Origin of the sequence: Micromonospora sp. NPDC049900, from assembly GCF_044461025.1 — a bacterium.
GTDB lineage: Bacteria > Actinomycetota > Actinomycetes > Mycobacteriales > Micromonosporaceae > Micromonospora.
This window is the reverse complement of the sequence record NZ_JBITKM010000007.1, coordinates 289,783-314,164: the sequence shown is the minus strand read 5'-3', so window position 1 is coordinate 314,164 and position 24,382 is coordinate 289,783. Positions and strand designations below refer to the sequence as shown.

Genomic DNA, 24,382 nt, shown 5'->3' with positions numbered 1-24,382 from the left:
AAAGCGGGGTCTGCGGCGGCGGGCATCGTCGCCCCTGGCGGATGGGACGTCGAGGATGGGTGATCGCGGGGTGTCGGCGCCGGAGTTCGAGGTGTCTCCGCCCCTGACGGTGGGCGTCGAGGAGGAGTTCCTGCTGTTGGACCCGGCGACCGGGGAGAGCCTGCCGGTGGCCGGGCAGGTGCGGGCCGCGTTGCACGGTGACGCCCGGCGGCAGAGCCGGCAGGAGTTCCGGCACAGCATGGTGGAGATGGTCACCCCGGTCTGTACCGAGTTGACCGAGTTGCGGGAGCACCTGCTGACGCTGCGGCGCGCCGCCGCGGACGCCGCCCGTGCGGCCGGCGCGAGCCTGGTCGCCCTGGGCGCCACCCCGGTGCGGGACGGGCACCGATCGGTACCGGACGAACCGCGCTACCACGCGATGTCCCGACGCTTCGGCCCGGTCGCGCACGATCCGGCCGTCTGCGGCTGTCACGTGCACGTGGGCCTACCCGACCGGGAACTGGCCGTCCAGGTCGGCAACCACCTGCGGGTGTGGTTGCCGGTCCTCCACGCCGTCACGGTGAACTCACCCCTGCACGACGGGTCCGACACCGGGCACGCGAGCTGGCGTTCCATGCAACTGGAACGCTGGCCGAGCCTCGGGCCCACCCCCTACTTCGCCTCGGCCGCCGAGTACGACGCCACCGTCGCCGACCTCGTGGAGGCCGGGATCATGCTCGATCCCGCGATGGTCTACTGGTACGCCCGTCCCTCGTCGAACTATCCGACGATCGAGATCCGGGTCGGTGACGTCTGTCCGAGCGTCGACGACACCGTGCTGCACGCGGCGCTGGTCCGTGCCCTGGTCGCGACCATGGTCGACGACATCCGGCGCGGCACTCCGGCACCCAGGCTGCGCAGTTGCCTGGTCGCCGCCGCCCACTGGCGGGCCGCCCACCACGGCCTCGACGGTGACCTCGTCGACCTGCGGACCACCCGGCCCCGGCCCGCCTGGGACCTGGTCGCCGACCTGCTGACCACGGTCAGCCCGGCGTTGACCGCCCACGGCGACCTCGACTACGTGGTGCGGCAACTCGACCGGCTCCGTCGGATCGGCACCGGCGCCGCCCGGCAGCGGCTCCTGCTCGACGACACCGACGGTGACATCCCCGCGTTGCTGCACCACCTCGCCACCCAGACCACCACCGGCTGACCGGCACCGGCCCGCACCGCCTCGACAAGCGCCGACGGGTCTCGGGGGCCGCCACAGCCGGGCGGGGGCGCTGGGTTCCGGGCGCACCGGTGTAGGTCGGTCAGTGGATGTCGTGGGTCTGGAGCCAGAGTTCGAGCAGGCCGAGCTGCCAGAGCTTGTTGCTGCCGGCCGCCGCCTGCGCCGCCTCGGGGTCGTCGAGCAGGTGCGCGACGTACTCCGGACGGAACAGGCCCCGCTGCCGGGCGGCCGGTGCCCGCAGGGCGTCGACGACCAGGTCCCGCACCGCGCCGTCCACGTTGCGCAGCGCGGGAACCGGGAAGTAGCCCTTGGGGCGGTCGATCACGTCGGCGGGCAGCACCTCCCGGGCGACCTCCTTGAGCACACCCTTGCCGCCCTGGGCCACCTTGTGCTCCGGCGGGCACGCCGCCGCCAGCGCCACCAGATCCTGGTCCAGGAACGGGGTACGGACCTCCAGCCCCCAGGCCATGCTCATGCTGTCGACCCGCTTGACCGGATCGTCGGGAAGCATCCGGTGGGTGTCCAGCCGCAGGACGGCGTCCAACGCGGTCTGCGCACCCGGCGCGGCCAACTCGGCGAGCAGCAGCTCCCGGCTGGCATCGTGGTCGTACACGTACGCGGGGGACACCACCCGGCACAGTTCGGCGTGATCGCGGTCGAAGAACGCCGACGCGAACGTCTCCGCCGCCCCGTCACGCGGCACCTGGGCGAGCGGCTGGTGGTAGCCGTACCCGGCGAACACCTCGTCGGCGCCCTGCCCCGACTGGGTCACCTTGACATGCCGAGCCACCTGCTCGGACAGCAGGTGGAAGGCGACCACGTCGTGGCTGCCCATCGGCTCGGTCATCGCGGCGACGGTGGCGCGTACGGCCGGCACCAGATCGTCGTCGGCGAGCCGGATCCGCCGGTGGTCGGTATCGAACGTACGGGCGACCAGATCGGAGAAGCCGAACTCGTCGCCGGCCTCACCGCCACGACTGTCGAACCCGATGCTGAAGGTCCGCAACTGCTGCTGCCCGGCCTCGGCGAGCAGCGCCACGATGAGACTGGAGTCCAGTCCGCCGGAGAGCAACACCCCGACCGGTACGTCGGCCACCAACCGCCGACGTACGGCCGTGCGCAGCGCCCCGCCGAGGGCCGCCCGCCACTCCCGGGCGTCCATACCGGAGTGGGCGGGGTCGCGGGCGTACTCGGGTCGCCAGTAGACGCGGTCGCGGCTGCGCCCGTCCGCCTCGATCACCCGTAGCGTCGCCGGTGGCAGCTTGCGCACGCCGCGCAACACCGTGCGGGGTGCCGGGACGATGGAGTGCCAGGAGAGGTAGTGGTGCAGGGCCACCGGGTCGATGGCGGTGTCGACGTCACCGCCGCGCAGCAGCGCGGGCAGGGTCGAGGCGAACCGTAGCCGTCCCGGCGTCTCGCTCAGATAGAGCGGCTTGATGCCGAGGCGGTCGCGGGCCAGCACCAGCCGCCGCCGCGTCCGGTCGACCAGCCCGATGGCGAACATGCCGACCAGGTGGTCGACGAACGCTTCACCCCAGTGTGCGTACGCGACGAGGACGACCTCGGTGTCGCTGGTGGACCGGAAGTGGTACCCGGCGGCGCGTAGCTCCTCGCGCAACTCCGGATAGTTGTAGACGCAGCCGTTGAAGACCAGGCCGAGCCCGAGATCCTCGCGCACCATCGGCTGGGCGCCGGCGTCGGAGAGGTCGATGATGGTCAGCCGTCGGTGCCCGAGGGCAAACCAGTCGTCGCTCCACAACCCGTCGCCGTCCGGCCCCCGGGACCGCATCGCCGCGCTCATCCGGGCCACCGCGTCGGTGTCCGGCGTCGCGCCGTCGAACCGTGCCTCACCGCCGATGCCGCACACGTCAGTGGATCCTGGTTCCGGTCGGAGCGGACGGCACCGGGACGACTCCTGTCTTCGGTGGCAGGTCGTGGCGGTGCGCCGCGCGGTGCCCGCCGAGTCGGGTGGGCGGCCCGCATACCCGCTGCTCACCGATACAAACCCGGACCGTGCTCGTACCGTCACTCGCGCCGGTCTCGGCCACCCTCGTGTCGTCCTCGGTCGCCCTCGTGCTGACGGCCCCGGCTCGGCTGGCCGCAGCGAGGGCGCGTCCGCTGTCGGGCCGGTCGGAGCGGGCGGCCGATCTGTTGCGCGTGCCGCTGCTCCGGCCGGTGCGGTCTGCCGTCGACCCGCGTGCATCGGTAACCCGTGCGGCTCGCTGGCAGGTGGGTAGATCTGTTGTCGCTCCAGCGACAACAGATCTACCCACCTGTCCCCTGGGCGCGCCTTGATCCCCGCCATACGCGCTGGGGCCGGCTCCGCCCCGCGGTGCCAGCCGGGGACGGTGTCGGTCGGGGACGGTGCCGGTCGGGTTCAGCCCCGCGAAGGCGGAGCGTGCCCGGAACGGTGTCGGTCGGGGTCGGCGCGGCGGAAGCGGGGTCGGCCCGGGACGGTGTTGTTCGGGCAGGCCCCCCGACGGCGGAGCCGACCCGAACGACGTAGACGGGTGTCAGCGCAGTCGAAGTACATGGCGAACTCGTGTGGGGTGGGCGCAGGCGTACCGGGTCGAGCTCGGGCGTCCGCGTCGGCCATCTGCCCGGCGTCGCCCCGGCCCTCCCACCGAGCCCGACCGACCCGCATCGACGCTGTCGTCGGGGCGGCGCGCCGGGCGGCTCAGACCCGGGTGGTGTGCGGTACGGCGGCTGCGGGCCGGCGGCGGGGGTACGGGGCGTCCGGCAGGCCCAGCAGGGCGGTGATCGCGCGTCCGCAGCGTCGGGCCGCGTGGCCGTCGCCGAAGGCGAGGCTCTCCACGGTCGGCGTCGGGTGGTCGAGCCGGTCGCACACCGCGCGGACGATCCGGTCCGGGTCGGTGCCGACGAGGTCGCCCAGGTGCTGCGCGACGATCTCCGGTCGTTCGGTCGCGGCGCGGGTCACCACCACCGGTACGCCGAGGCTGGCGGCCTCCTCCTGGAGGCCCCCGGAGTCGGTGACGACCACCCGGGCGGCGCGGAGCAGACCGATCATGTCGGGGTAGGGGAGCGGGTGCAGCAAACGGACGTTCGACGCGTCCTCGACCCCGGCCCGGACCTGGGCGGCCAGGCGCGGGTTCGGATGCGTGATGAGGGCCAGCTCGACGTCGGCGTGGGTCGCGGTGACCCGGGTGAGCGCGCGCAGCACCTGGCTGATGCCGGTGCCCCAGTTCTCCCGTCGGTGCGCGGTGGCCACGATCAGCCGACGGCCGGGGTCCACCCAGGACGGTACGCGGGCCAGGCCCTCGCGGAGCAGCGTGTGCACCGCGTCCACCACGGTGTTGCCGGTGACCACGACCCGGTCGGCGGGGACTGCCTCGGCGAGCAGGTTGTCCCGTGCGGTGGTGGTCGGGGCGAGGTGCAGCGCGGCGATCCGGGCGAGCATGGCCCGGTTGGCCTCTTCGGGGAAGGGCTGTGCGAGGTCGTGGCTGCGCAATCCGGCTTCCAGGTGGATCACCGGGATCCGGTTCCAGAAGGCGACGAGCCCGCCGACCAACGCGGTGGTGGTGTCCCCGTGCACCACCACCGCGTCCGGCCGGTGGAGGGTGAACAGCTCCTCCACGGCGGTGCTCAACCCGGCGGCGAGTTCGGCGAGCGTGCCGGTGTCCCGGGCGACGCTCAGGGTGGCTGCGGCGTGGAGTCGGAACGGCGCCAACGCCTCCTCCACCCGGCCAGGTTGCTGGCCGGTGTCGACCACCGTCACCGCCAGGCGTGGGTCGTGACAGAGCAGGCGCACCACTGGCGCGATCTTGACACCCTCGGGACGGGTACCGGCCAGGACCATGATCTGGCGGAGGCCCATTCTGTCACGACCCATCGGTCAGCTCCGGCGCGCGGCGCGGCGACGGTGCAGGAAGAAGCCACCGGTGCCGGCGACGACCGCGCCGAGACCGAGGGCGACCGGTGCGCCGGCCAGCGGGATCACCGGGATGGGCGGTGCCACGGCGTTGACGCCGCAGCTCGATGAGCCGATGACCACCGACGCGAGCGCGCCGCCCAGCGCGGACAGGTCCAGGGCGGTGACCGTCAGTTGCCCGGTGGCGGAGCTGCTCTGCCCGTTGAGGGTCAGGTTCAGCAGCCCCGGAACGCTCAGCCCGGTGTTGGGCGCCGGGTTGACCGGCAGGCTGAGCAGCGTCGTCGGGATGCCCAGCAGGGTCGAGACGATGCGGGCGTTGACCAGGGTCGCCGAACCGGTCGCCGACGGGCTGCTGGTCGCGGTGCACTCGGAGTAGATGGCGTCCGCGACCAGGGTGATGGTGGCGAGCCCGTTGGCCCCCAGCGTGAGGGTCACCTCGGAGCCGGGGGTCACGATGCACGAGCCACCGGTCCCGATGGTGATGGCGCCACCGGCACCGAGTACGCCGGCACAGGCGGCGGAGGTGCCGTCGTTGTAGGCGCGGACGGACTGCCCGAGCACACCGGCGGTGATCACCGTCTGGCCGCCGAGCACGGACAGCGGCGGGCTCGTGTTGCCCGAGATCGACTCGGTGGTGCCGTCGTTGGTGGCGCTCGCGGTGCCGGAGCTCGCCAGACCACCCCCGACGAGGCTGATCTGGAGTGCGGAGGCGCTGGACTGCGAGGTGTCGGCCATCGCTGGCGACGCGACGGCCAGGGCCATCACCAGACCGCCGGCGATCGCCGTCGCAGCCCGGGCGACGCCGGACCTTACCTTGTGCATGTGAGATCTCTCTTTCTGTATCTGACGGTGACGTCGGGGCGGTCGAACGGGGTGGGCTGTACCGGGGGTTGCGGCACGGAGACCGTGCCGCGCGGGCGGTAGTGCGGGCGCCGAACGGCGGCGGTGCCGCTCGCCGGGGCGGCGCCAGGAACAGCGGCCGTGCCGGTGGCCGTTTCCGTGCCGGTGGCCGGGGCGACGCCGGTCACCGTGGCGGTGCCGGGGACAGTGGCGGTGCCACGGACAGCCGAGGCTTCGGAGACAGTGGACCTGCCTGTCACGGTGGCCCTGCCGATGGTCGCGGTCCTGCCGATGGTCGTGGCCCTGCCGGTCGCGGTGCCGGTGGCCCTGCCGGTGGCAGCGGTCGTGCCGGTGGCCGTGGCCGTGGTGCCGGTGCCGGTGGTGGTGGGGAGGGAGGCCGGTGGTGCGGGCACCTCGTCGGGGGCCGCAGGCTGATCGGCGCCCCGGGCGGTCTTCTGCCACTCCGAGCGGGAGGTGAGCATCCGGGCGAAGGCGAACCAGACGGCCACCGACTGCACGTAGCTGTAGATCCAGTGACTGACGCCGAGGCCGAGCGCATGGGAGACGGCCAGGTGCGGCTCGCACCGGTTGCGGTAGACCAGGCCCCAGATCGCGAAGGGCAGCACACCGAAGACCACGATCAGCGGCAGTACGCCCCAACCACCTGCCGTCCACCAGCCGATCAGGCCGCCCGGCGTGCGGGACACGTACCAGGCGAGGACGGCGAGGCAGCCGAGGTAGACCGGGGTGCCGAAGAGCTGGAACCACGGTGCGGCGAGGAAGTGCGTGATCTCCAGGGTGGCGGAGTTGCTGATCCGCCGGGACTGGAGCACCGCGGCGAGGTAGCGCCCGCACTGCATCGAGCCCTGGGCCCAGCGGGTCCGCTGGCGGATCAGGGGACGGATCTTGGTCAATGCCTCCTGGGCGACCCAGCTCTCCGCGCAGTATTCGGTGCGGCTGCCCTGGAGCAGGATGTGCAGGCCGAGTTCGAAGTCCTCCAGCAGGGCGCCGTGCCAGGGCGTGCCGTGCTCGGCGGCGAGCTGCTGGAGCAGCGACACCCGGGTGAACTGGCCGTTTCCGCCCATCGCCACGCTCGCGGTGTGGCGGCGCAGCGACTGCATGGCGGCGATCGGCGCCCGGAACTCCATGTCCTGCAACCGGACCAGCAGCCGGGCCAGCCGACCCAGTCCGTGGGTCGGTCGGGCGCACTGGGTCATGCGGACCTCGACCTGGACGGCGGCGACCGTGGCGGTGCCGAAGTAGCGCGGGCCGGCGAGTGCGGAACGGCACCGGGGGTCGAGGTAGCTGTCGGCGTCGAGGACCCCGAGGATGATCCGTTCCGGGTCGGCGTCCGCCGGCAGGTGACGTTCGATCGTCTGCCAGGCGGCGTTCAGGGCCGCTCCCTTGCCCTGCACGGCGTCCGGCAGCCGGCGGGAGATGATTCGGATCCGGGGGTCGGCGGCGAAGGAGTGCAGGACCGCGTCGGTGCCGTCGTCGGACGCGTCGTCGACGCACCAGACGGTGACGTCCGGCAGGTCACGCAGCAGCCGGTGCAGGGTGTCCGCGATGACGCTGGCCTCGTTGCGGCACGGGATGACGATGTGCCAGTCGAAGCCGGTGTGGTCCCCGCCGCGGGAGCGTTGGGTACGCAGGTGCAGCACCAGGATGCTCAGCACGTACGCGCAGAAGTAGACGCAGAGCAGGAACGCCGCCGTGTTCAGGACGGCCAGGGACTGAAGCTCAACGGGCACCTGCGGACCTCCGTACCCGGTTTCCGCGTCCCATCAGGAGGAGGAAGACGATGGCGACGGCGATCAGTCCGACGGTGCTGATCGCCGAGCCGATCAGGACGTGGCTGCGCTGGTAGCCGACCTCGAAGCCCCACAGCCGCATCGACGCGACGACGGCGGCGAGGCGCATCTGGTTGACCACCACGAGCAGCCCGACGGCGAGCGCCACCGCGACCAGGCCCCGGGCCAGCGTCACCCGCCGGAAGCCGACCAGCAGCGCGGCCAGTACGAACGGCGGGATCAGCAGCAGTGCCACCGAGCATCCGGTGGAGACCAGGAAGCCGACCCAGCGCTCGCCCAGCGGGAAGATCACGGCGGCGCCGATGGAGTCGGTGTCGGCCAGCCCGGTGGCGGCGACGAGGCGTGCGTTGAGCCACGCCTCGACCACCGCCACGTCGTGCCACCGGTTGAACAGCAGGGTGCCCAGGGCGATGCCACAGACCGCGCCGAGCGACGCCTGGAACCAGCTCGCCACGGTGGACCGGGTGCTCGGCCGGTCGCTCATCTGGGTCGGCTCACGAAGGTGGCGAGCCACAGGGCGGCGCCGAGCAGGACCAGCCCGATCCCTACGAGCAGCCAGGACTGAATCGCCACTCCGGTCGTCGCGAGCCCTCCGCCGATCGCCGGACCTTTCGTCGGGTACATCCGTCCTCACCTCTCCGTTGTGAACGCCGCCTGTCAAGCGGCCAAAGCGAACATATAGGACATAAGCCCACGTAGCGGATTTTCCTCTAACGTGACGGAGGTTCGCGAAACGGTCGTGCGGGTCCGCGTCGGCGGGGTGCGCGACGCGCCACCCCGGGGCGCGCGGGCGCAGCACGAGCGCCCGGCCGCCGGCCTGCCGGTCGGGCCGCGCGGACGCGGGTCGACCGGCCCGGCCGGATGCCGGGCGCTACGAGGTGACGGTGCTCGGTGGAGTGGTGCGGAAGGTCAGTGGCCGACGCCCACCGGCTGGCCCTGGCGTGGCTGGTAGGCGCGCTGGGCGCCGGTACGCCGCCGTCGTGCCTCCCGCACGGTCAACTGCACGCCCTCGGTGAGGCCGATGGTCGGGCGCCAGCCCAGTTGGGCGAGGGCCTTGCTGCTGTCCAGCGCCATCCGGCGTACCTCCTGCGGGTGCGGATGCGGCGCGTAGTGCGGGTCGCAGTCCACCCCGACCACCGAGCAGACCAGCTCGAAGAGGTCGTTGACGGTGGTCTCCCGGCCGGTGGCGATGTTGACCAGCCCGGCGCCCGGGTAGTGGCAGGCGCGGGCCACCGCGTCGGCCACGTCCACGATGTGCACGTAGTCGCGGGTCTGCTGGCCGTCGCCGTAGATGGTGGGCGGCTGGCCGTTCAGCAGGGCCTCGGTCATCAGGGCGACCACGCTGGTGCCGCCTCCGGTCGGGCGCGGACCGTAGACGTTGCCGAAGGCCAGGGCGGTGTACGACATGCCGTGTTCGCGCCGGTACCAGTCCAGGTAGCAGACCCCGACCGCCTTGCTGATGCCGTACGGGCTGGTGGCCGCCAGCGGCCGGTCCTCCCGGATGGGCAGGGCGTCGGAGGCGACGTTGCCGTAGATCGCACTGCTCGCCGCGTGCACGAACAACCGGACTCCGCTGCGCGCGCAGGCGTCCAGCACGTTGATCGTGCCGAAGGTGTTCACGTCGGCGTCGAACAGGGGCGATTCCCGGGCGGCCTGGAGGCTGCCCTGGCCGGCGAGGTGCACCACGACCTCGGGCCTCCATTCGTGGATCACGTCGACTGCCTCGGCGGTGCGGATGTCACCCCGCAGGACATCCGACTGTGACAGCCCGCCGTATGCGGCGTCGGCGAGGTTCTCGACCCGGCCGGTCGAGAAGTCGTCGAGCACTTTGACGTGAATCCCCATCAGCATCAGACGCGCGACGACGTGACTTCCGATGAATCCGGCTCCGCCGGTCACCAGTACGCGATTGGGAACCGAGCTGCCTTGCGCGGATGGCTCGGCTCCGTTCGGCGGAACTTCCATCGTGAACTCCTTGGCGGCGGGGTGGTCAGTTCTGCGGGCATCGGCGGTGTGACCAGCCAATTCTCCGCTATGAGCAGGATCATTCTGACATATCGCCCTCAAACGGATGTCAAATACCATAAACGAAAAAGCTTTGTTTTGCGGCAAATGAACTGTTTATGCCGCTGAATCGTTCATAGTGCTGTCGAGAGCATTCAGGGGAGCGCTCCGCCGCGTGGCGAGGAGGTAAGCCACATGGAGAAACCGTCGGTCGCCGTCCCGTTCCACGAGGACCTGCGCACGACGGCCCCGGAGCCGGTACGTCGACACGGCCGTGAGTTCCTGCTCAACGGTCATCGACGCGGCTCGGGGCAGCAGACGGGGGAACCGGCACGCGGTCGCGTCCGCGCGTTGGTGATCGAACCGGTGGAGACACCGGCACGACCGGACCGGCTCAACGACGAGTTCGACGTCGTCCTCCGGCTGCCCGTACCCGCCGACGTCGACCAGCTCACCGCGGTGCTCCGACGCCTGCGGCCCAAGCTCCTGCTGCTCAAGAACTCGCTGGACAGCATCGACGCACCGATCGTGGCCGCCTGCCGGCAACTGGACGTGGAGATCCTGGTGCTGGCGCGGCCGGTCTACGGGCTGCTGCCCACGCCCAGCCTCCGACGCTTCGGCGGGCTGCCCTGGATCCGGCTCCGGTCAGGACCGCACCGGCGCACCGGCGAACGCGTCAAGCGCTACCTCGACCTCGGCGTCATCGCGCTCAGCGCGATCCTGGTGCTCCCGCTGATCCTCGCCATCACCGTGGTCGTGTCGTTCACCGGGCCGCCGTTCTATCGCCAGCAACGCGTCGGCGCGGGCGGACGACTGTTCTTCATGGTCAAGTTCCGCACCATGCGACCCGGCGCGGAACGCGAGACCGGGCCGGTGCTCGCCCAACCGGACGACCCCCGGATCACCCGCGTCGGCCGCCTGCTGCGACGTAGCCGTCTGGACGAACTCCCGCAACTGTGGAACGTCGTACGCGGGGACATGAGTCTGGTCGGTCCCCGTCCGGAACGGCCCGAGTTCATCGCCGAGTTCCGGCAGTTGCCCGACTACGACCTGCGCCACCTGGTCCGGCCCGGACTCACCGGGCTCGCCCAGCTCACCGGGGGTTACGCCGCCACGGTCGAGGAGAAGCTGCGCTGCGACCTGCTCTACCTGAACTGCCGATCGCTGCGGATGGACCTGACCCTGCTGGCGCTGACCGCGCTGGAGTTGATCCGGGGGTTCCCTCGTGGCTAGCCCGACCGGCACGGTCGGCGCCCGGCTGACCCGCAACACGTTGAGCATGCTGGGCGCCCGCATCGTCATGGCGCTGGCCGGCCTGGTCTCGCTGCCCGTCGTCTACCAGCACCTCGGGCCGGAGGCGTTCGGCGTCTGGGTGCTGCTGACCGGGTTGCTCGCCATCGCCGCCCTCTTCGACCTCGGGCTCGGCTCGGCGCTGGTCCGGGAGGTGGCGGCGGTGGACAGCCAGGCCGGTCCGGCCGACGTCCTGCGGCGACTGCTCGGGCTCGGCCTGGCCTGGGGCCTCGTGCTGGGCGGACTCACCTTCTCCGTCCTCGCCGCCGGCTGGCCCTGGATCGCCCAACTGCTGCGACTCGGCGAACTGACCCGCGACGCGTGGCACGCCACCCTGTGGCTGTTGCTCGGCGTGGTGGCCGGCGGGGTGGAACTGCCCTGGCGCGCGGTCCTCGAAGGCGTCCAGCGTTACGGCGCACTCGCCCTGGTCAACGCGGTGACAGCGGTCCTCGGCGCGGTGCTCACGATCGCGGTGGTCCGGCTCGGCGGCGGACTGGTCGCGCTCGCTGCGGCTGCCGCGTCCACCGGTGCGATCCGGACGATCCTGCTCGCCGCCGCGGCGTACCACCGGCACCGCGACCTGACACCCCGCTGGGGCCGCCTGGCCGGGCCCGACCTGCGCCGGGTCGGCGGGTACGGCCTGCGGGTCCAGGTGTCCAGCGGTGCCGCCGCGGTGAACGTGGAACTCGACCGGCTGGTGCTCGGCGGATTCTTCGGACCGGCGGTGGCCGGCGACGCCGACCTCGGCACCCGCCTGCTCAACCTGCTGCGCCTGCCACCCGGCTTCGCGTTGCTGGTGCTCTTTCCCGCCGCGGTGCGCCGGACGGTCACCGGCGGCCGGGCCTGGCTCGACGCCTTCTACCTGAGCACGGTGCGGCACCTGGCCGTCTTCCTCGCACCGGCCGCGGCGGCGCTGATGGTCAGCGCCGACCCGCTGGTGCGGCTCTGGCTCGGACACCCGGTCTCCTGGGCCGGGGCGACCATCGCCATCCTCGCCCCCGCCTACGCGCTCAACCTGATCATGGGTGCCGCCACCATCGTCGCCCGCGTCGAGGGCCGGCCCGGTCTCGAAACCCGCTACGTGCTGCTGTCGGTCGCCCTCAACGTGGCGCTGACCGTACCGCTGCTGATGCTCGCCGGACCGCTCGGCGTGCCGTCCGCGACGGCGCTCGCGGTGGTGCTCGCCACCGGGTACTTCCTGGCCCACTTCCACCAGGCCACGGGGCGTCCGATCCGGCCGGTGCTGCGTACGCTCTGGCCACCGATCGCCGCCGCGACCGTGGCGGGACTCGCCAGCGCCGCCGTCGTCGGGCACCTGCCGGACGGCCCGGGACGGCTCGGGGCGGCACTGGCCGTGACCACCCGCGCCGGCCTGACCCTGACGCTCGCCGCCGCGCTGCTGGTCGGATGCGGATACCTGAACACCGACGAGCGGGCCCGGCTGCGTTCGCTCGCCCGACGGACCCGCACGCTGACCGGGGTACGCCGATGAGCCTCGACGTCCGACCCACCACCTGCCTCAACTGCGGCGAGGGCCAACCGCACCGGGCCGACCTCGACGGCGTCGTGCGCCGCTGCACCTGCTGCGGACTCGGCTGGACCGTGCCCGATCCGCACGCCGCCCCGGCCCGCTACGACCTGGACTACTTCACCGGCGGCGGCTACGAGGACTACTTCCTGGCCGCGCCCCGCCGGTTCGAGGCGGGGCGGCGGTTGCGGTGGTTGTCGTCGGTGGTGCGGCCGTCGGTGTTGGTGGAGGCGGGGTGTGCGGGGGGTTATTTCCTGGAGGCGGCGCGGGGTGCCGGTTTCACGGTGACCGGGGTGGAGGTGTCTCGGGTGGCGGCGGCGTTCGCCGTGGAGCACCTGGGTGTGCCGGTGCGGCAGGGGTATTTCGAGCAGGTCGCGCCGTCGTTGCGGGCGGATGTGGTGTGTGCGTGGCATGTGTTGGAGCACGTGGACGATCCGCGTCGGTTCCTGCAGGCGGCGCGGGAGGTGTTGACGCCGGGTGGGTGGTTGGCGTTGGAGGTGCCGAACATCGCCGCACCCGCCGCACGCCGCCTCGGCCGCCGCTGGCCGGGACTCCAGCCGGAGTACCACCCCTGGCACTTCACCCCGACCTCGTTGACCCGGCTGTTGGCCGCCACCGGCTTCGAGGTGGTCCGGCAGGACACCACGGTCTTCCGGTTCTACATGCCCGTCGCATACCGGATGCGACACGCGCGGCGGCTGCTGCCGCCGGACCTGATCAACCTGCGCTCGCCACGCCTGACCCATCGGTGGCGGGGAGACCTCCTGCGGGTGATCGCCCGCAGGCCGCGAGACGGACGGAACGGCTGATGAAGCTCAGAGACGACGAACTGACCACCTGCGCGTTGTGCGGCCGGGACGGCCGGGCCGCCCCGGCGCTCGACGGCGTGCTGCGCCGCTGCACCGACTGCGGCTTCCTGTGGACCGCCGGCCCCGCCGTGCCCCCGGACGAGCTGTACGACGAGGCGTACTACCTGACCGACGGCTACCAGGACTACTTCGCGTCCAGCCGGCAGCGCCGGTTCGAGGCGGGGCGGCGGTTGCGGTGGTTGTCGTCGGTGGTGCGGCCGTCGGTGTTGGTGGAGGCGGGGTGTGCGGGGGGTTATTTCCTGGAGGCGGCGCGGGGTGCCGGTTTCACGGTGACCGGGGTGGAGGTGTCTCGGGTGGCGGCGGCGTTCGCCGTGGAGCACCTGGGTGTGCCGGTGCGGCAGGGGTATTTCGAGCAGGTCGCGCCGTCGTTGCGGGCGGATGTGGTGTGTGCGTGGCATGTGTTGGAGCACGTGGACGATCCGCGTCGGTTCCTGCAGGCGGCGCGGGAGGTGTTGACGCCGGGTGGGTGGTTGGCGTTGGAGGTGCCGAACATCGCCTCGGCCGCCGCCACCCGTCTCGGTCACCAGTGGCCGGCGGTCGCGCCCGAATACCACCGCTGGCACTTCACCCCGACCACGCTGACCCGGATGCTGCGCCAGACCGGCTTCGAGGTGGTCTCGTACGACACCGTCTTCTCCCGGTTCTACTGGCGACCGATGGCCCGCCTGCGGCAGGCCCGGGACCTGCTCGTCGCCGACGTCGCCGCCAGCCGGTCGCCCCGGATGCGCCATCCACTCCTCGGTGACCTGCTGCGCGTCTTCGCCCGCCGGGACGCCACGGCGGTGACCCGATGAACCCCGAGCCCCGGCACGAGGACGCCCCGCCGTCGGTGTCCATCCTGCTGACCAGTTGGAACACCCGCGAGCAGACCCGGCAGTGCCTGGAGTCGCTGGCCGCGACCGTGCCACCCGACCTCGACTACGAGGTGGTGGCGGTGGACAACGCCTCCCGTGACGGCTCGGCCGACCTGCTCGCCCGCGCACCCCGGGTACGCCTGATCCGCAACGCCCGCAACGTCGGCTTCGCCGCCGCCGTGAACCAGGCGTACCGCGAGGCGCGCGGTGACCTGATCCTGCTGCTCAACAGCGACGTCGCCTTCCACCCCGGCGCACTGTCCACAATGGTGACGTTCCTGCGGGATCGACCCGAGGCGGCCGGCGTCAGCCCGCTCTATCTCAACCCGGACGGCACCTTCCAGCAGCACTACGTGCAGCAGCCCAGCTTCGCCGCGGCACTGGCCCTGGTCACCGCGCTGCGTCGGGTCCCCGGCTTCCGGCAGGCGCTGCACACCTTCCAGATGCGCGGACAGGACTTCGACCGGCCCCGACGGCTGGCCTCGGGTAGTTGCATGCTGCTGCGCCGCGCGGCGCTGCCCGCGCACCACATCTTCGACGAGCGGTTCCCGGTCTACTGGAACGACGCCATCCTCGCCCGGCAACTCGACCGGGCCGGTCAGCAGCTCTGGATGACCCCGGACGCCGTGGTGACCCACGTCCGAGGTGCCTCCTGCCGGCTGCTCGGCCCGGCGATCCGCTTCCGTCACCTGCTCGGCAGCATGGTCGGCTACCTGCGGCTGACCCAACCCGGTCACCGGATCGCGCTGTTCCGGCTGATCGTCCTGATCGACCACGCGGTCAAGCGGATCTGTGGGCGAAACGTACAGCTCACCCTCGCCGACCTGCGGGCCGCCCTGCGCGGCGACGTCGGCCCGCTGCCCGACGGCGACATCCGGGACTGGCTGATCGTGTTCACCCGGACCCCCTCCGTCCCGCAGGCCGACCAGCCGGTGGTCACCGAGTCGCTGCTCGACGACCCGGACCGACGCCTGCTGCTGGTCGACCCGCCGGCACCCCGTCCACGCTGGCGAAGCCGGATCACCCACATCGACGACACCGCCTGGCATCTCAGCCCGCCGACTCCGCTGCCCTTCGGCGCGCGGCTGCGGACCGCCGACACGGTCAACCGGCGCTTCGCCGCCGCCGCCGTCCGGCGCTGGCTGGACCGCCAGGCCGGTGCCCGGCTGCTCCGGCTCGACGACGACACCGCCCGACCGGTGCTCGGCCGCGTCGGCGAGGACGAGGTGCTGCCGGCCGTGCACCGGGCACCGGTCAGACAGCGGGCCGGCCGTGACTGACCTGGGCAGCCGGGAGTCCCGGACCGCCCCGCCCGACGCGGCGGGGAACGCCGCAGAGTGGGTGGTCTACTTCAGCGCCACCCCGTGGCACGGGGGAGCGCACCGGCAACACGCCCTGGCCCGGCAGCTCGCCACCGGATACCGGGTGCTGTTCGTCGACCCCCCGGGGCTGCGGGTCCGGACCGGCACCACCGTGCGTCGGGTCGAGCCCGCCGTCTGGCACGTCGTACCGCCCACCCCGGTCCCGTTCGGTCGGCACCTGCCGACGGCCAACGCGGTCAACCGGCGCGCGGCGGTGGCCGCGCTGCGCCGCTGGCTGCGCCACGACGCGGCGGGCGTACGCCTGGTCTGGCTGGACGAGGACCTGGCCGCGCCCTGCGCCGGCCGACTCGACGCCGCCGCCGTGGTCTACGACGCCACCGACCTGGACTGGACCTTCACCCGCCGGTGGAACCGCCGCCACCTGCGCCGCAGCCTGGACCGGGCGGTCGCCGTCGCCGACCTGGTGCTGGCGTCCTCGGCCGCGTTGCCGACCCGGATGCCGGCCGGCCGGCACGCCCCGGTGGTGTTGCCCAACGCCTGCGACCCGGAGCACTTCGCCCCGCACGGACCGACCGTGTCGCGCCCGGTCGCGCCGACCCGACCGCTGATCGGGTACTGCGGGGCCGTCGACACCCGCGCCTTCGACGCCGATCTGGTCGCCCGGGTGGCGCGGGCCCGCCCCGACTGGACGTTCCTGCTGGTCGGCCCGAGCACCCCCGCCGGCCGGGCACCCCTGGCCGGGCTGACCAACGTGCTGCTCACCGGCCCGATCCCGTACGTCGACCTGCCGGCGACGCTGCGCGCCTGCGACGTGGCGGTGATCCCGTACCGGATCGGCGGTCTGGTCGACTACGTGCACCCGAAGAAGTGCTACGAGTACCTGGCGCTCGGCAAGCCGGTGGTCGCGACGCCGCTGCCGGCGCTGACCGCGCTGACCGACGTGGTCCGCCTCGCCGCGGGCCCCGACGCCTTCGCCTCGGCAGTCGCCGCGGCGCTGACCGAGGCGACCGTCCCGGCACACATCGCCCGCCGCCGCGCGGTGGCCGCCGCCAACAGTTGGGCCGCCCGGGGAGAGCACCTGCACCGACTGCTCGCGGGGCTGGCCCGGTGAGCCGGGTCGTGGTCGGGGTGGGCGTGGCGACCGCCGGCGCCGCGCTCGGCACCGCCGTCTCACTGGCGGCCATGCTGCCCGGGGTCATGGCGCTGGCCGCCACCGGCGGACTGGTCTTCCTCGCCGTCTTCCTGCTCTGGCCGTGGACCGTCCTGCCGGTCGGCATCGTCGGCGGCGCGGTGGCCGGCAGCCTGGTCGGCGGGGGAGACGTCCGCACGTACGTGGCGGCGCACCTGCTGCTGCTGGCCGTCGGCGCGACCGCCCTGCTGATCCGCTACGCCCTCGGCGTCGGCCGGGGCGGCCGACGCACCGCCGCCGACACCGGCATGCTGGTGGTGATCGGACTGACCGTCGCCGCCGCCTGCTACGGCCTCGCCATCGGGAACCTGCCCACCGAGGTCGTCGTCGCCGGATACCAGATCGCCATCCTGCCGCTCTACTTCTTCCTGGCCACGCACACCCTCACCACGGACCGCCGGCTGATCGCCGCCGGGCTGCTCTACGTCGGCGTCGTGACGATCCTGGCCGCGATCTCGATGACCGTCCCCGGCCGGCACGGCGGGCTGCTCACGCTGCTCGCCGTCCCGCCCCTGATCTGGTACGCCGGACGGGCCCGAGGCTGGCGTCGGGTCGCCTCGGTGCTGCTCGCCGGCTTCTTCGCCATCGACGTGGTGCTCGCCTCCTACCGGGGGATCTGGCTCGCCGCCGGGGTGACCCTGCTGATCATGCTGGTCTTCGGCGGCCGGGCGGTCCGCACCGGGCTGGCCGCGACCGCCGCCACCGGCTGCGTCGTCGCCGCCCTGCTGGCCCTCGACCCCGGTGTACGCGAGCGCGCGCAGGAGATCGCCACCGGGCTCGAACAGTCCGCCGGCTACCGCGCCTCGGAGTCCGTCGTCGGGCTGGACGTCTTCGCCCAGCGGCCGGTCATCGGCGCCGGCCTCGGACAGTCCACCGCCGACGTCTACCTGGCCGACTTCGCCCTCACCGACGTCGGCCCGGTCTACCACGCCTTCTACGTGACGTTGCTGGCCAACGTCGGGCTGCTCGGCCTGGCCCTGGTGCTCTGGCCGGTGCTGCGCGGCATCCGGGCCGGCATCGCCGACCGGGACGGCGCGGCGCTGCCGTTCGCGGCCCTGTGCTGCGGTTTCCTCGGCGCGGCCGTGTTCGCCGCCCCCACCGACGGGCACTGGGAACTCGGGCTGCTGCCCGCGCTGGCGTTGCTGACCGTACGCGCGCACCGTGGCCGAGATCCCGGACGACTGCCCTCGCCCGTCCGGATCCCCGAGGCGGTGTCGTGATGGTCGACGCGACGGCGATCGTGGTGACGTACAACTCGCAGCGGCAGATCGGCGCCGCGCTCACCGCGCTGCGGCGTGCCGGCCTGCCGGTCCGGTTGGTCGACAACGGCTCCACCGACGGGACGGTGGCGCTGGTCCGCTCCAACTTCCCCGAGGTCACCGTCGTGTCCGGCACGGGCAACGTGGGCTTCGCCGCCGCCGTCAACCGGGCCGCCGCAGGGGTGCGCAGCGAGGTGCTGCTGCTGGTCAACCCGGACTGCGTGGTGCCGCCGGAGACCGCGCGGGCGCTGGTCGGGACCGTGCTCGGCCGTCCGGACGTCGGCGTCGCGGGGCCACGCCTGCACGACGACACCGGCCGGGTGGCGGTCAGCGCCCACCCGTTCGAGACGCTCGGCACGGTGGTGGCCAGCCGGTTCGGCGGACCGCTGGTGCCGGTGCCGGTCCGCCGGTGGCTGGGCGGACGACACCGGCGGGTGGCGTACGAGGCGTGCCTGCGCGGGGCCGAACCCACCCCGGTCGACTGGGTCTCGGGCGCCTGCCTCGCCGTACGCACCAGTCTCTTCACCGCCGTCGGCGGGCTCGACGAGGCGTACTTCATGTACTACGAGGACGAGGAACTCTGCCTCCAGGCCCGCCGTCGGGGTGCCGAGGTGCTCTATCTGCCGTCGGTGGCCGCGACCCACAGCGGCGGGGCGAGCAGCAGCGACCCGGCCTGGATCTGGCCCCACCTCTACCGCAGCATGCTGGTGTTCTTCAGCCGTCACCGACCCCGGTCGCGACGGGCCGTGCGGGCCGTCGTGCTGCTCCGGGCGCTGCTGGGAGTGGCCCTGGCCACCGTACGGCTGTCCCTGCAACCACGGGCCGGCATCGCGCGGATGCGGGCCTGGACCCGGGTGGGCCGGATCGCGGTCACCCGTCTCCACACCGGAGGAAACCACTGATGCATGTACTGATCACGGTCGTCGGGGCGCGCACCGAGCACTGGATCGACCTGTTCGACTCGCTCTGCGAGCGACCCGACCTCCGGCTCACCGTGCTGGCGGCTGACGTGTCACCGACCACGCGCCTGGAGTTCGACCGGCTCGGTCGGCGCCATCCCGGTTTCCGGGCCCACCTGCTGCCGCACCGGCTGGGGGAGGGCCGGACCGGCCACATGGCGTCGGTCATGGTGCGCTTCGGCGGGCGGAGCGCACCGCCGGTGTCGCCGCCACCCGACGTGGTGCACATGATCGGCGAGGCCGCGTACCTGTCGACCTGGCAGGTCCTGCGGATGTGCCGGCGGCACTGGCCGACGGTGCCGACCACGCTGTACGCCGCGCAGAACGTGGTGATCCGCTTCCCGATGCCGTTCCCGCTGCTGGAGAGGTACGCGTACCGCCGGGTGGACATGGTCCTGCCGATCACCCCGGCGGCCCGGCAGGTGCTGCGGGTCAAGGGTTACCGGGGCGCGGCCACGACCGTTCCCCTGGGTGTGGACACCAGGATCTTCCGCCCCCGCCCCGAGCCGGAGCGCGGGCGGCCGTTCACGGTCGGGTTCGTGGGCCGGTTCGAGGCGCACAAGGGTGTGCTGGACCTGCTGCGCGCGGCCGAACTCGTCGACTGCGACGTGGTGCTGGTCGGCGAGGGCAGCCTGGACGACGACGTCGACCGGGCTGCGCGACGCCGTCCCGGGCGGGTCCGCCGGTACGGCTGGACCGGCCACACCGACCTGCCCGACGTGCTGGCGCAGATGAGCGTGCTGGTGCTGCCCGCGCTGGAGATCGTGCAGCGCAACGTGCTGCCGTGGGTCGGCATCCCGCTGCGCGAACAGTTCGGCCGGGTGCTGGTCGAGGCGATGGCCTGCGGCGTCCCGGTGGTCGGCAGCGACGTCGGGGAGATCCCGTACGTCGTCGGCGACGCCGGGCTGATCTTCCCCGCCGGGGACGTGGCCGCGCTCGCCGACCGGCTCGGCCGGCTGCGCGACGACCCGGCGACCGCCCGCGAACTGTCCGAGGCCGGGCTGCGCCGGGCGACCGAGGAGTTCGCCTGGGACCGGATCGCCGCCCGGCTGGACCGGGTCTGGCGACAACTGCACGAGGAACGAATGTCCGTACCCGTCCCGGCGCGAGCCGGTGAGAAGGCCCGCGACGACGCGGACCGAGAGGTGGCCGCGTGATGCGTACCGTCGACTTCAACGATCTGCTGGACACCAGTCGGCGGCGGGTCGCCCTGCCGCTGCTCGGTCTGCTCGCCGGGCTGGCGGCGGCGCAGGCGGTGACGCCGCTGCTGCCGGCCCGGTACGAGGCGCACGCCTCCGTCCTGGTGGTGGCCGACACGCCCGAGGGTGACCGTCCGGCGGAGATGAGCCTCGCGCTCGCCCAGAACCTGGCACCCACCGTCGCCAAGCTGATCGGCTCGCGGGAGGTGGCGGTGGCCGCCGCCGGTCGGCTGGGCCTGTCCGAGCGGGCGGTCGCCGGCAACGTGCACGGCACTTTCGAACCCGGCCTCCAGATCGTCACGGTGCGGGCCGACGCGGCCTCCGCCGGTCGGGCCGCCGCGATCGCGAACGCCGTCAGCCAGGCCATGGGCGACCAGTTGGAACGCCTCCGGCTCGGCGGTGACACGGTGGTCACCACCCGGGTGGTGGACACCGCGAGCGTGCCCACCCGGCCCGCGTTCCCCAAGCCGCTGTTGAACAGCGCCCTCGGCGCGCTCGTCGGCATGCTCGCCGGCTGGGGTGCGACGGTGCTCCGCGACCGTTTCGACCGCCGCCTGCGCGACATCGGGCAGATGGAGTCCCGCCTCGGCCTGCCGGTCGTCGGCACCCTCCCGCACCTGCCGAAGCGGTTCGCCCGGCACCACGGCGCCGCGTTGTTCGCCCGGCGGGAGATCGCGACGTCGACCCGGTCCACCGTCTCGGCGCTCAGTGTGCTCACCAGCTCGTCCCGGCGTCGGCTGCTGGTCACCAGCGTGCACGGCGACGACGGGGCCACTCTGGTCAGTGCCCTGCTCGGGCTGGCCATGGCGGCGGAGCGGCGCAAGGTCACCGTCATCGACGCGGCGGTCCGGGACCCCGCCCTGGCCGGGCACTTCCCGGACGCCTCGTTCACCTGGCAGCAGGTGCGCACCGGGCAGCACTCCCCGGCGCCGCTGCCCGACCTGCCGACGCTGACCGTGCTGCCGACCGAGCCCCGGGAGAGCCTGACCACCGTGCACGCGCGGGAACTCGGCCAGTTGCTCGACGCCCTGGCCGACACCGAGGACTGCGTGATCGTGCACGCGCCACCGGTGCTGGCCGGATGCGACACCGCGACCCTGGCCGAACACGTCGACGGGGTGCTGCTCGTGGTGGCGGCGGGGCTCACCAACCTGACCGAGGCGACCCGGGCGGCGCGGCTGGTGCGCCGGCTGAACCTGCCGCTGGCCGGCATCGTCGCGGTCGGCGCGATCGACCGGGCCGGGCAGCACGGTGCCGACGAGGTGCCGGCCGCGGGCCTGCCGGGCGGCACGAGCGTGCGACCGCCGCGGCGGGTGCCGTCGGGCGTGCACCGGGTCCGCGAGGTGGGCTCGGGCGGGCTGCACCGGGCCCGGGAACTACCGCCGGTGTCGCCGGCCGCTCCGCCGGCCGCGCCCGAACCGGCCCGGCCCGGACCGACGTCCACCGGCGACCAGACCGTACCGGTCGAGGTGGTCGCCGACGTGCGGCCGACGCCCGCCCGCGTCGACCACCTCACGCCCGCGCCGCCCCGGGTGGACCACCTCACCCCGGCGCCGCCCCGGCAGTCCCACCAGGACGTCAAGGTCACGGCCCGCTGGCGGTCGGGGCCGCCCTCGCCGATCGACGACGTGAAGCCCTGGTCCACCCCGCTGGTCGCGGGTGGTCGCGAGGCGGTGGGTTCGGCCCTGGGCCGCCCGTTGGCACCGCGCGCGGAGGCGTCCGGACGGGTCCACCGGTCCGCCTCGGCGGCCCCGATCGAGCCGGCGCCGCTGCGTCGCCCGGCGGACGCACCGGTCGCCCCGCAGTACGTCCGTGGTGAGCCGGTCACCGACTTCGACCAGCACCGACACACCACACCCGACGGTCCCCGTTGGCCGTCCAACTGAACCGCACCGAGTACCGATCAAGGAGTAACCGATGAGCGAGACGCTCACCCACCACCTGCCGTCCACTCTCAGCGACCCGCGGGCGATGTACTGCGACCTGCTGAAGAAGGCGCTGACCCGGTACGTCTTCCAGGAGACGTGGATGCCGTACCAGCCACGGGCGAGGTCGTTGCACGGCCGGGTCTACGCCCGGTACAAGCACCTGCTGCAACGGCGCGGCCTGGAACTGGTGTTGAAGTTCCCGTTCGACGCCGACGCGCGGGCCAACGGCCGGGACTGGCCGCCGGAGGCGGACACGATGATCGGCCTGCGTCGGCTCGACAACCTGGAGCGGTGCCTGCGCGACGTGCTGGCACAGGACGTCCCGGGTGACCTGATCGAGACCGGGGTGTGGCGCGGCGGCGCGGTGATCTTCATGCGCGGCATGTTGCAGGCGTACGGCGACCAGAGCCGCTCGGTCTGGGTGGCGGACTCGTTCCGTGGCCTGCCCAAGCCGGAGGCGCACCGCACCGAGGACGTCGAGGACGCGCTCTGGGCGCAGCCGTTCCTCGCCGTCTCGCTCGACCAGGTCAAGAACAACTTCCGCCGGTACGGGCTCCTCGACGACCGGGTGCACTTCCTGCCCGGATGGTTCAAGGACACCCTGCCCACCGCCCCGGTCGAGCGGCTGTCGCTGATCCGGCTCGACGGCGACCTGTACGACTCGACCATGGACGCGCTCCGCAGCCTCTACCCGAAGCTCTCCGTCGGCGGGTACGTCATCGTGGACGACTACCACGCGGTCCGCGGCTGCAAGCAGGCGGTCGACGACTTCCGGGCCGAGCACGGCATCACCGACGAACTGCACCAGGTCGACTGGACCTGCCGGTACTGGCAGCGGACGAGGTGACCCGCTCAGTTCGGCACTGACGTGGTGGACCGGCTCGCGAACCATTCGTCGAGCCGGTCCTCGCGTACCGCCGTGAACAGGGCGGCGGACAACTCCTCGTCCAGCAGCACCGACGAGCCCGCCGGGGTGGTCAGGTCGGTGTCGGCGGCGGGAACCGTGACGAACCGCAGCGACTCCGCCGAGATCCGCCGGACCGCCAGCACCAGCTCGGTGAGGTCGAGTTCCTGGTCCACGGTCAACGACTCCGCCGTGGTGGTCAGCACCCGGTCCAGTCGGGCCGGGTCGGTGAGCAGGTTCTCCGAGGTGACCTTCTCCACGATGGCCCGCACCACGAACTGCTGGTTCTGGATCCGACCGAAGTCGCCGCCGGGCACGTGGTGCCGCTGCCGCATCAGGTCGTCGGTGTGGCGCCCGTCGAGTGGGTGGCAGCCGATCGGCCACCGGGTCCCGGTGTCGGTGGAGAGCACCTCGTACGGCAGGCAGACGGTGATGCCGCCGATCGCGTCGACGATCTGCCGCACGGCGGCGAAGTTGGCCACCAGGACGCCGTCGATCGTCACGCCGGTGAGCCGGTGCACGGTCTCGGCGGCCAGCGAGGCCCCACCGAACGCCAGCGCCGCATTGATCTTGTTCTTGCCTCCGGCCCAGCTTCCCTCGCGCGCCGGCACGTCCACGTAGCTGTCCCGGGGGATCGACACCACCGTGGCGGCGTCCCGCGCGGCGTTCAGGTGCACCAGCATGATGGTGTCCGACCGCTGGCCCGGGTAGAGGCCCTGGTCCGGTTCGCCCTCCCGGGAGTCCGAGCCGAGCAGCAGCAGGTTCAACGGCCCGTCGGCCCACCGCTCGTCGTCGCGGGGCGCGGTGCCCCGGCCGAGGATGTCCTCCCGCTGCACCCGGCCCTCGTACCGGTGCTTGAGGCCGACGCCGAGCGTCACCAGGCCGGCGCAGGCGACGCCGAGCAGCGCGACCAGGGCGATGGTGGCCTTCTGCCACCCCGCCAGCCGTCGTCGGATGCTCGTCGGTGCGATGTCGTTGGTCATGTCGATCAGCGCTCTCTCGTCTCTGGTCCGGGGCGCACGCCGGGCGGGTGCTCGACCGTCGGCCGACCTTCCCGGCGGCTGCCCGTGAACGGACCGCTCCGCCAGTAATTATCCTCCCCAAAATGGACAAAACAGCAGAAAAGCTGTAATGGGGGCAGTGGGCCAGGGGTGCAGGACGGTCGTGGCGTGGGTGGGCGCAGAGCGGCGCGGCGGGTGGGTGGCCGAGAGGGCGGGTGGAGGGTGGGTTCGCTGTGCTAATTCGTATTAGCGTCTTGACCGTCGGGCGGCCACACGCGCAGACTCATCGATCAAATGAACCGGTTTCGGGGCGAGTGTTCGCAGCG

General features: G+C 72.8%; 20 protein-coding genes. 12 read left to right on the top strand and 8 right to left on the bottom strand.

The window, feature by feature from the left end; all coding sequences use genetic code 11:
* Positions 1-55 precede the first annotated feature (55 nt).
* On the top strand, positions 56-1,192 hold the full coding sequence (locus ACIBMZ_RS18710) for a glutamate--cysteine ligase (protein WP_396695333.1): 1,137 nt from the start codon (positions 56-58) through the stop codon (positions 1,190-1,192).
* Between the two features lie 100 nt (positions 1,193-1,292).
* Here the strand turns inward: ACIBMZ_RS18710 and ACIBMZ_RS18705 are convergent, their stop codons facing one another.
* From ACIBMZ_RS18705 to ACIBMZ_RS18675, 7 genes are all read right to left on the bottom strand, one after another.
* Positions 1,293-3,077, bottom strand: a complete 1,785-nt coding sequence (locus tag ACIBMZ_RS18705) for an N-acetylglutaminylglutamine amidotransferase (RefSeq protein ID WP_396695331.1) — start codon at positions 3,075-3,077, stop codon at positions 1,293-1,295.
* Between the two features lie 810 nt (positions 3,078-3,887).
* Positions 3,888-5,060 carry a non-hydrolyzing UDP-N-acetylglucosamine 2-epimerase gene (gene wecB, locus ACIBMZ_RS18700; RefSeq protein WP_396695329.1) on the bottom strand — a complete coding sequence of 391 codons (1,173 nt, stop codon included), beginning with the start codon at positions 5,058-5,060 and terminating at the stop codon, positions 3,888-3,890.
* A gap of 3 nt (positions 5,061-5,063) precedes the next feature.
* The gene (locus ACIBMZ_RS18695) at positions 5,064-5,921 is read right to left on the bottom strand and encodes a choice-of-anchor P family protein (protein WP_396695327.1); all 858 of its coding nucleotides are present in this window, start codon (positions 5,919-5,921) and stop codon (positions 5,064-5,066) included.
* Entirely contained in the window at positions 5,909-7,690 is a 1,782-nt protein-coding gene (locus tag ACIBMZ_RS18690; RefSeq protein WP_396695325.1) for a glycosyltransferase, read from the bottom strand. Before ACIBMZ_RS18690 ends, ACIBMZ_RS18695 begins: the two co-directional genes overlap by 13 nt.
* Entirely contained in the window at positions 7,680-8,234 is a 555-nt protein-coding gene (locus ACIBMZ_RS18685) for a hypothetical protein (protein WP_396695323.1), read from the bottom strand. Before ACIBMZ_RS18685 ends, ACIBMZ_RS18690 begins: the two co-directional genes overlap by 11 nt.
* Positions 8,231-8,374 carry a hypothetical protein gene (locus tag ACIBMZ_RS18680; protein ID WP_161595048.1) on the bottom strand — a complete coding sequence of 48 codons (144 nt, stop codon included), beginning with the start codon at positions 8,372-8,374 and terminating at the stop codon, positions 8,231-8,233. Before ACIBMZ_RS18680 ends, ACIBMZ_RS18685 begins: the two co-directional genes overlap by 4 nt.
* A gap of 285 nt (positions 8,375-8,659) precedes the next feature.
* On the bottom strand, positions 8,660-9,715 hold the full coding sequence (locus ACIBMZ_RS18675) for a GDP-mannose 4,6-dehydratase (RefSeq protein ID WP_396695321.1): 1,056 nt from the start codon (positions 9,713-9,715) through the stop codon (positions 8,660-8,662).
* 234 nt (positions 9,716-9,949) lie between these two features.
* On the opposite strand from ACIBMZ_RS18675, the gene ACIBMZ_RS18670 reads away from it, so the two are divergent.
* Genes ACIBMZ_RS18670 through ACIBMZ_RS18620 form a run of 11 tightly spaced genes read left to right on the top strand, consistent with a single transcriptional unit; the run spans position 9,950 to position 22,998 of the window.
* Entirely contained in the window at positions 9,950-10,987 is a 1,038-nt protein-coding gene (locus ACIBMZ_RS18670) for a sugar transferase (RefSeq protein ID WP_396695319.1), read from the top strand.
* Positions 10,980-12,536 carry a lipopolysaccharide biosynthesis protein gene (locus ACIBMZ_RS18665; RefSeq protein ID WP_396695317.1) on the top strand — a complete coding sequence of 519 codons (1,557 nt, stop codon included), beginning with the start codon at positions 10,980-10,982 and terminating at the stop codon, positions 12,534-12,536. The genes ACIBMZ_RS18670 and ACIBMZ_RS18665 overlap by 8 nt, the downstream gene beginning before the upstream one ends.
* Positions 12,533-13,381, top strand: a complete 849-nt coding sequence (locus ACIBMZ_RS18660; protein WP_396695315.1) for a class I SAM-dependent methyltransferase — start codon at positions 12,533-12,535, stop codon at positions 13,379-13,381. Before ACIBMZ_RS18665 ends, ACIBMZ_RS18660 begins: the two co-directional genes overlap by 4 nt.
* Complete coding sequence (locus tag ACIBMZ_RS18655) at positions 13,381-14,235, top strand: class I SAM-dependent methyltransferase (RefSeq protein WP_396695313.1); 855 nt, start codon at positions 13,381-13,383, stop codon at positions 14,233-14,235. The genes ACIBMZ_RS18660 and ACIBMZ_RS18655 overlap by 1 nt, the downstream gene beginning before the upstream one ends.
* The gene (locus ACIBMZ_RS18650) at positions 14,232-15,575 is read left to right on the top strand and encodes a glycosyltransferase family 2 protein (RefSeq protein WP_396695311.1); all 1,344 of its coding nucleotides are present in this window, start codon (positions 14,232-14,234) and stop codon (positions 15,573-15,575) included. Before ACIBMZ_RS18655 ends, ACIBMZ_RS18650 begins: the two co-directional genes overlap by 4 nt.
* Positions 15,568-16,728, top strand: a complete 1,161-nt coding sequence (locus ACIBMZ_RS18645; protein WP_396695309.1) for a glycosyltransferase — start codon at positions 15,568-15,570, stop codon at positions 16,726-16,728. The genes ACIBMZ_RS18650 and ACIBMZ_RS18645 overlap by 8 nt, the downstream gene beginning before the upstream one ends.
* Positions 16,725-18,026 carry an O-antigen ligase family protein gene (locus ACIBMZ_RS18640; RefSeq protein WP_396695307.1) on the top strand — a complete coding sequence of 434 codons (1,302 nt, stop codon included), beginning with the start codon at positions 16,725-16,727 and terminating at the stop codon, positions 18,024-18,026. Before ACIBMZ_RS18645 ends, ACIBMZ_RS18640 begins: the two co-directional genes overlap by 4 nt.
* Positions 18,026-18,967 carry a glycosyltransferase family 2 protein gene (locus ACIBMZ_RS18635; RefSeq protein ID WP_396695305.1) on the top strand — a complete coding sequence of 314 codons (942 nt, stop codon included), beginning with the start codon at positions 18,026-18,028 and terminating at the stop codon, positions 18,965-18,967. Before ACIBMZ_RS18640 ends, ACIBMZ_RS18635 begins: the two co-directional genes overlap by 1 nt.
* A complete protein-coding gene (locus ACIBMZ_RS18630; protein WP_396695303.1) occupies positions 18,967-20,181 on the top strand; it encodes a glycosyltransferase in 1,215 nt (404 codons plus the stop codon). Before ACIBMZ_RS18635 ends, ACIBMZ_RS18630 begins: the two co-directional genes overlap by 1 nt.
* Positions 20,181-22,109: a hypothetical protein gene (locus tag ACIBMZ_RS18625; protein ID WP_396695301.1), complete on the top strand. Its 1,929-nt coding sequence runs from the start codon at positions 20,181-20,183 to the stop codon at positions 22,107-22,109. The genes ACIBMZ_RS18630 and ACIBMZ_RS18625 overlap by 1 nt, the downstream gene beginning before the upstream one ends.
* 31 nt (positions 22,110-22,140) lie before the next feature.
* Positions 22,141-22,998 (top strand): TylF/MycF family methyltransferase, encoded by an 858-nt coding sequence (locus ACIBMZ_RS18620; protein ID WP_396695299.1) that lies wholly within the window; start codon positions 22,141-22,143, stop codon positions 22,996-22,998.
* A 5-nt stretch (positions 22,999-23,003) separates the two neighbouring features.
* On the opposite strand, the gene ACIBMZ_RS18615 is transcribed toward ACIBMZ_RS18620, so the two are convergent.
* A complete protein-coding gene (locus ACIBMZ_RS18615; RefSeq protein WP_396695297.1) occupies positions 23,004-24,038 on the bottom strand; it encodes an LCP family protein in 1,035 nt (344 codons plus the stop codon).
* Positions 24,039-24,382 lie beyond the last annotated feature (344 nt).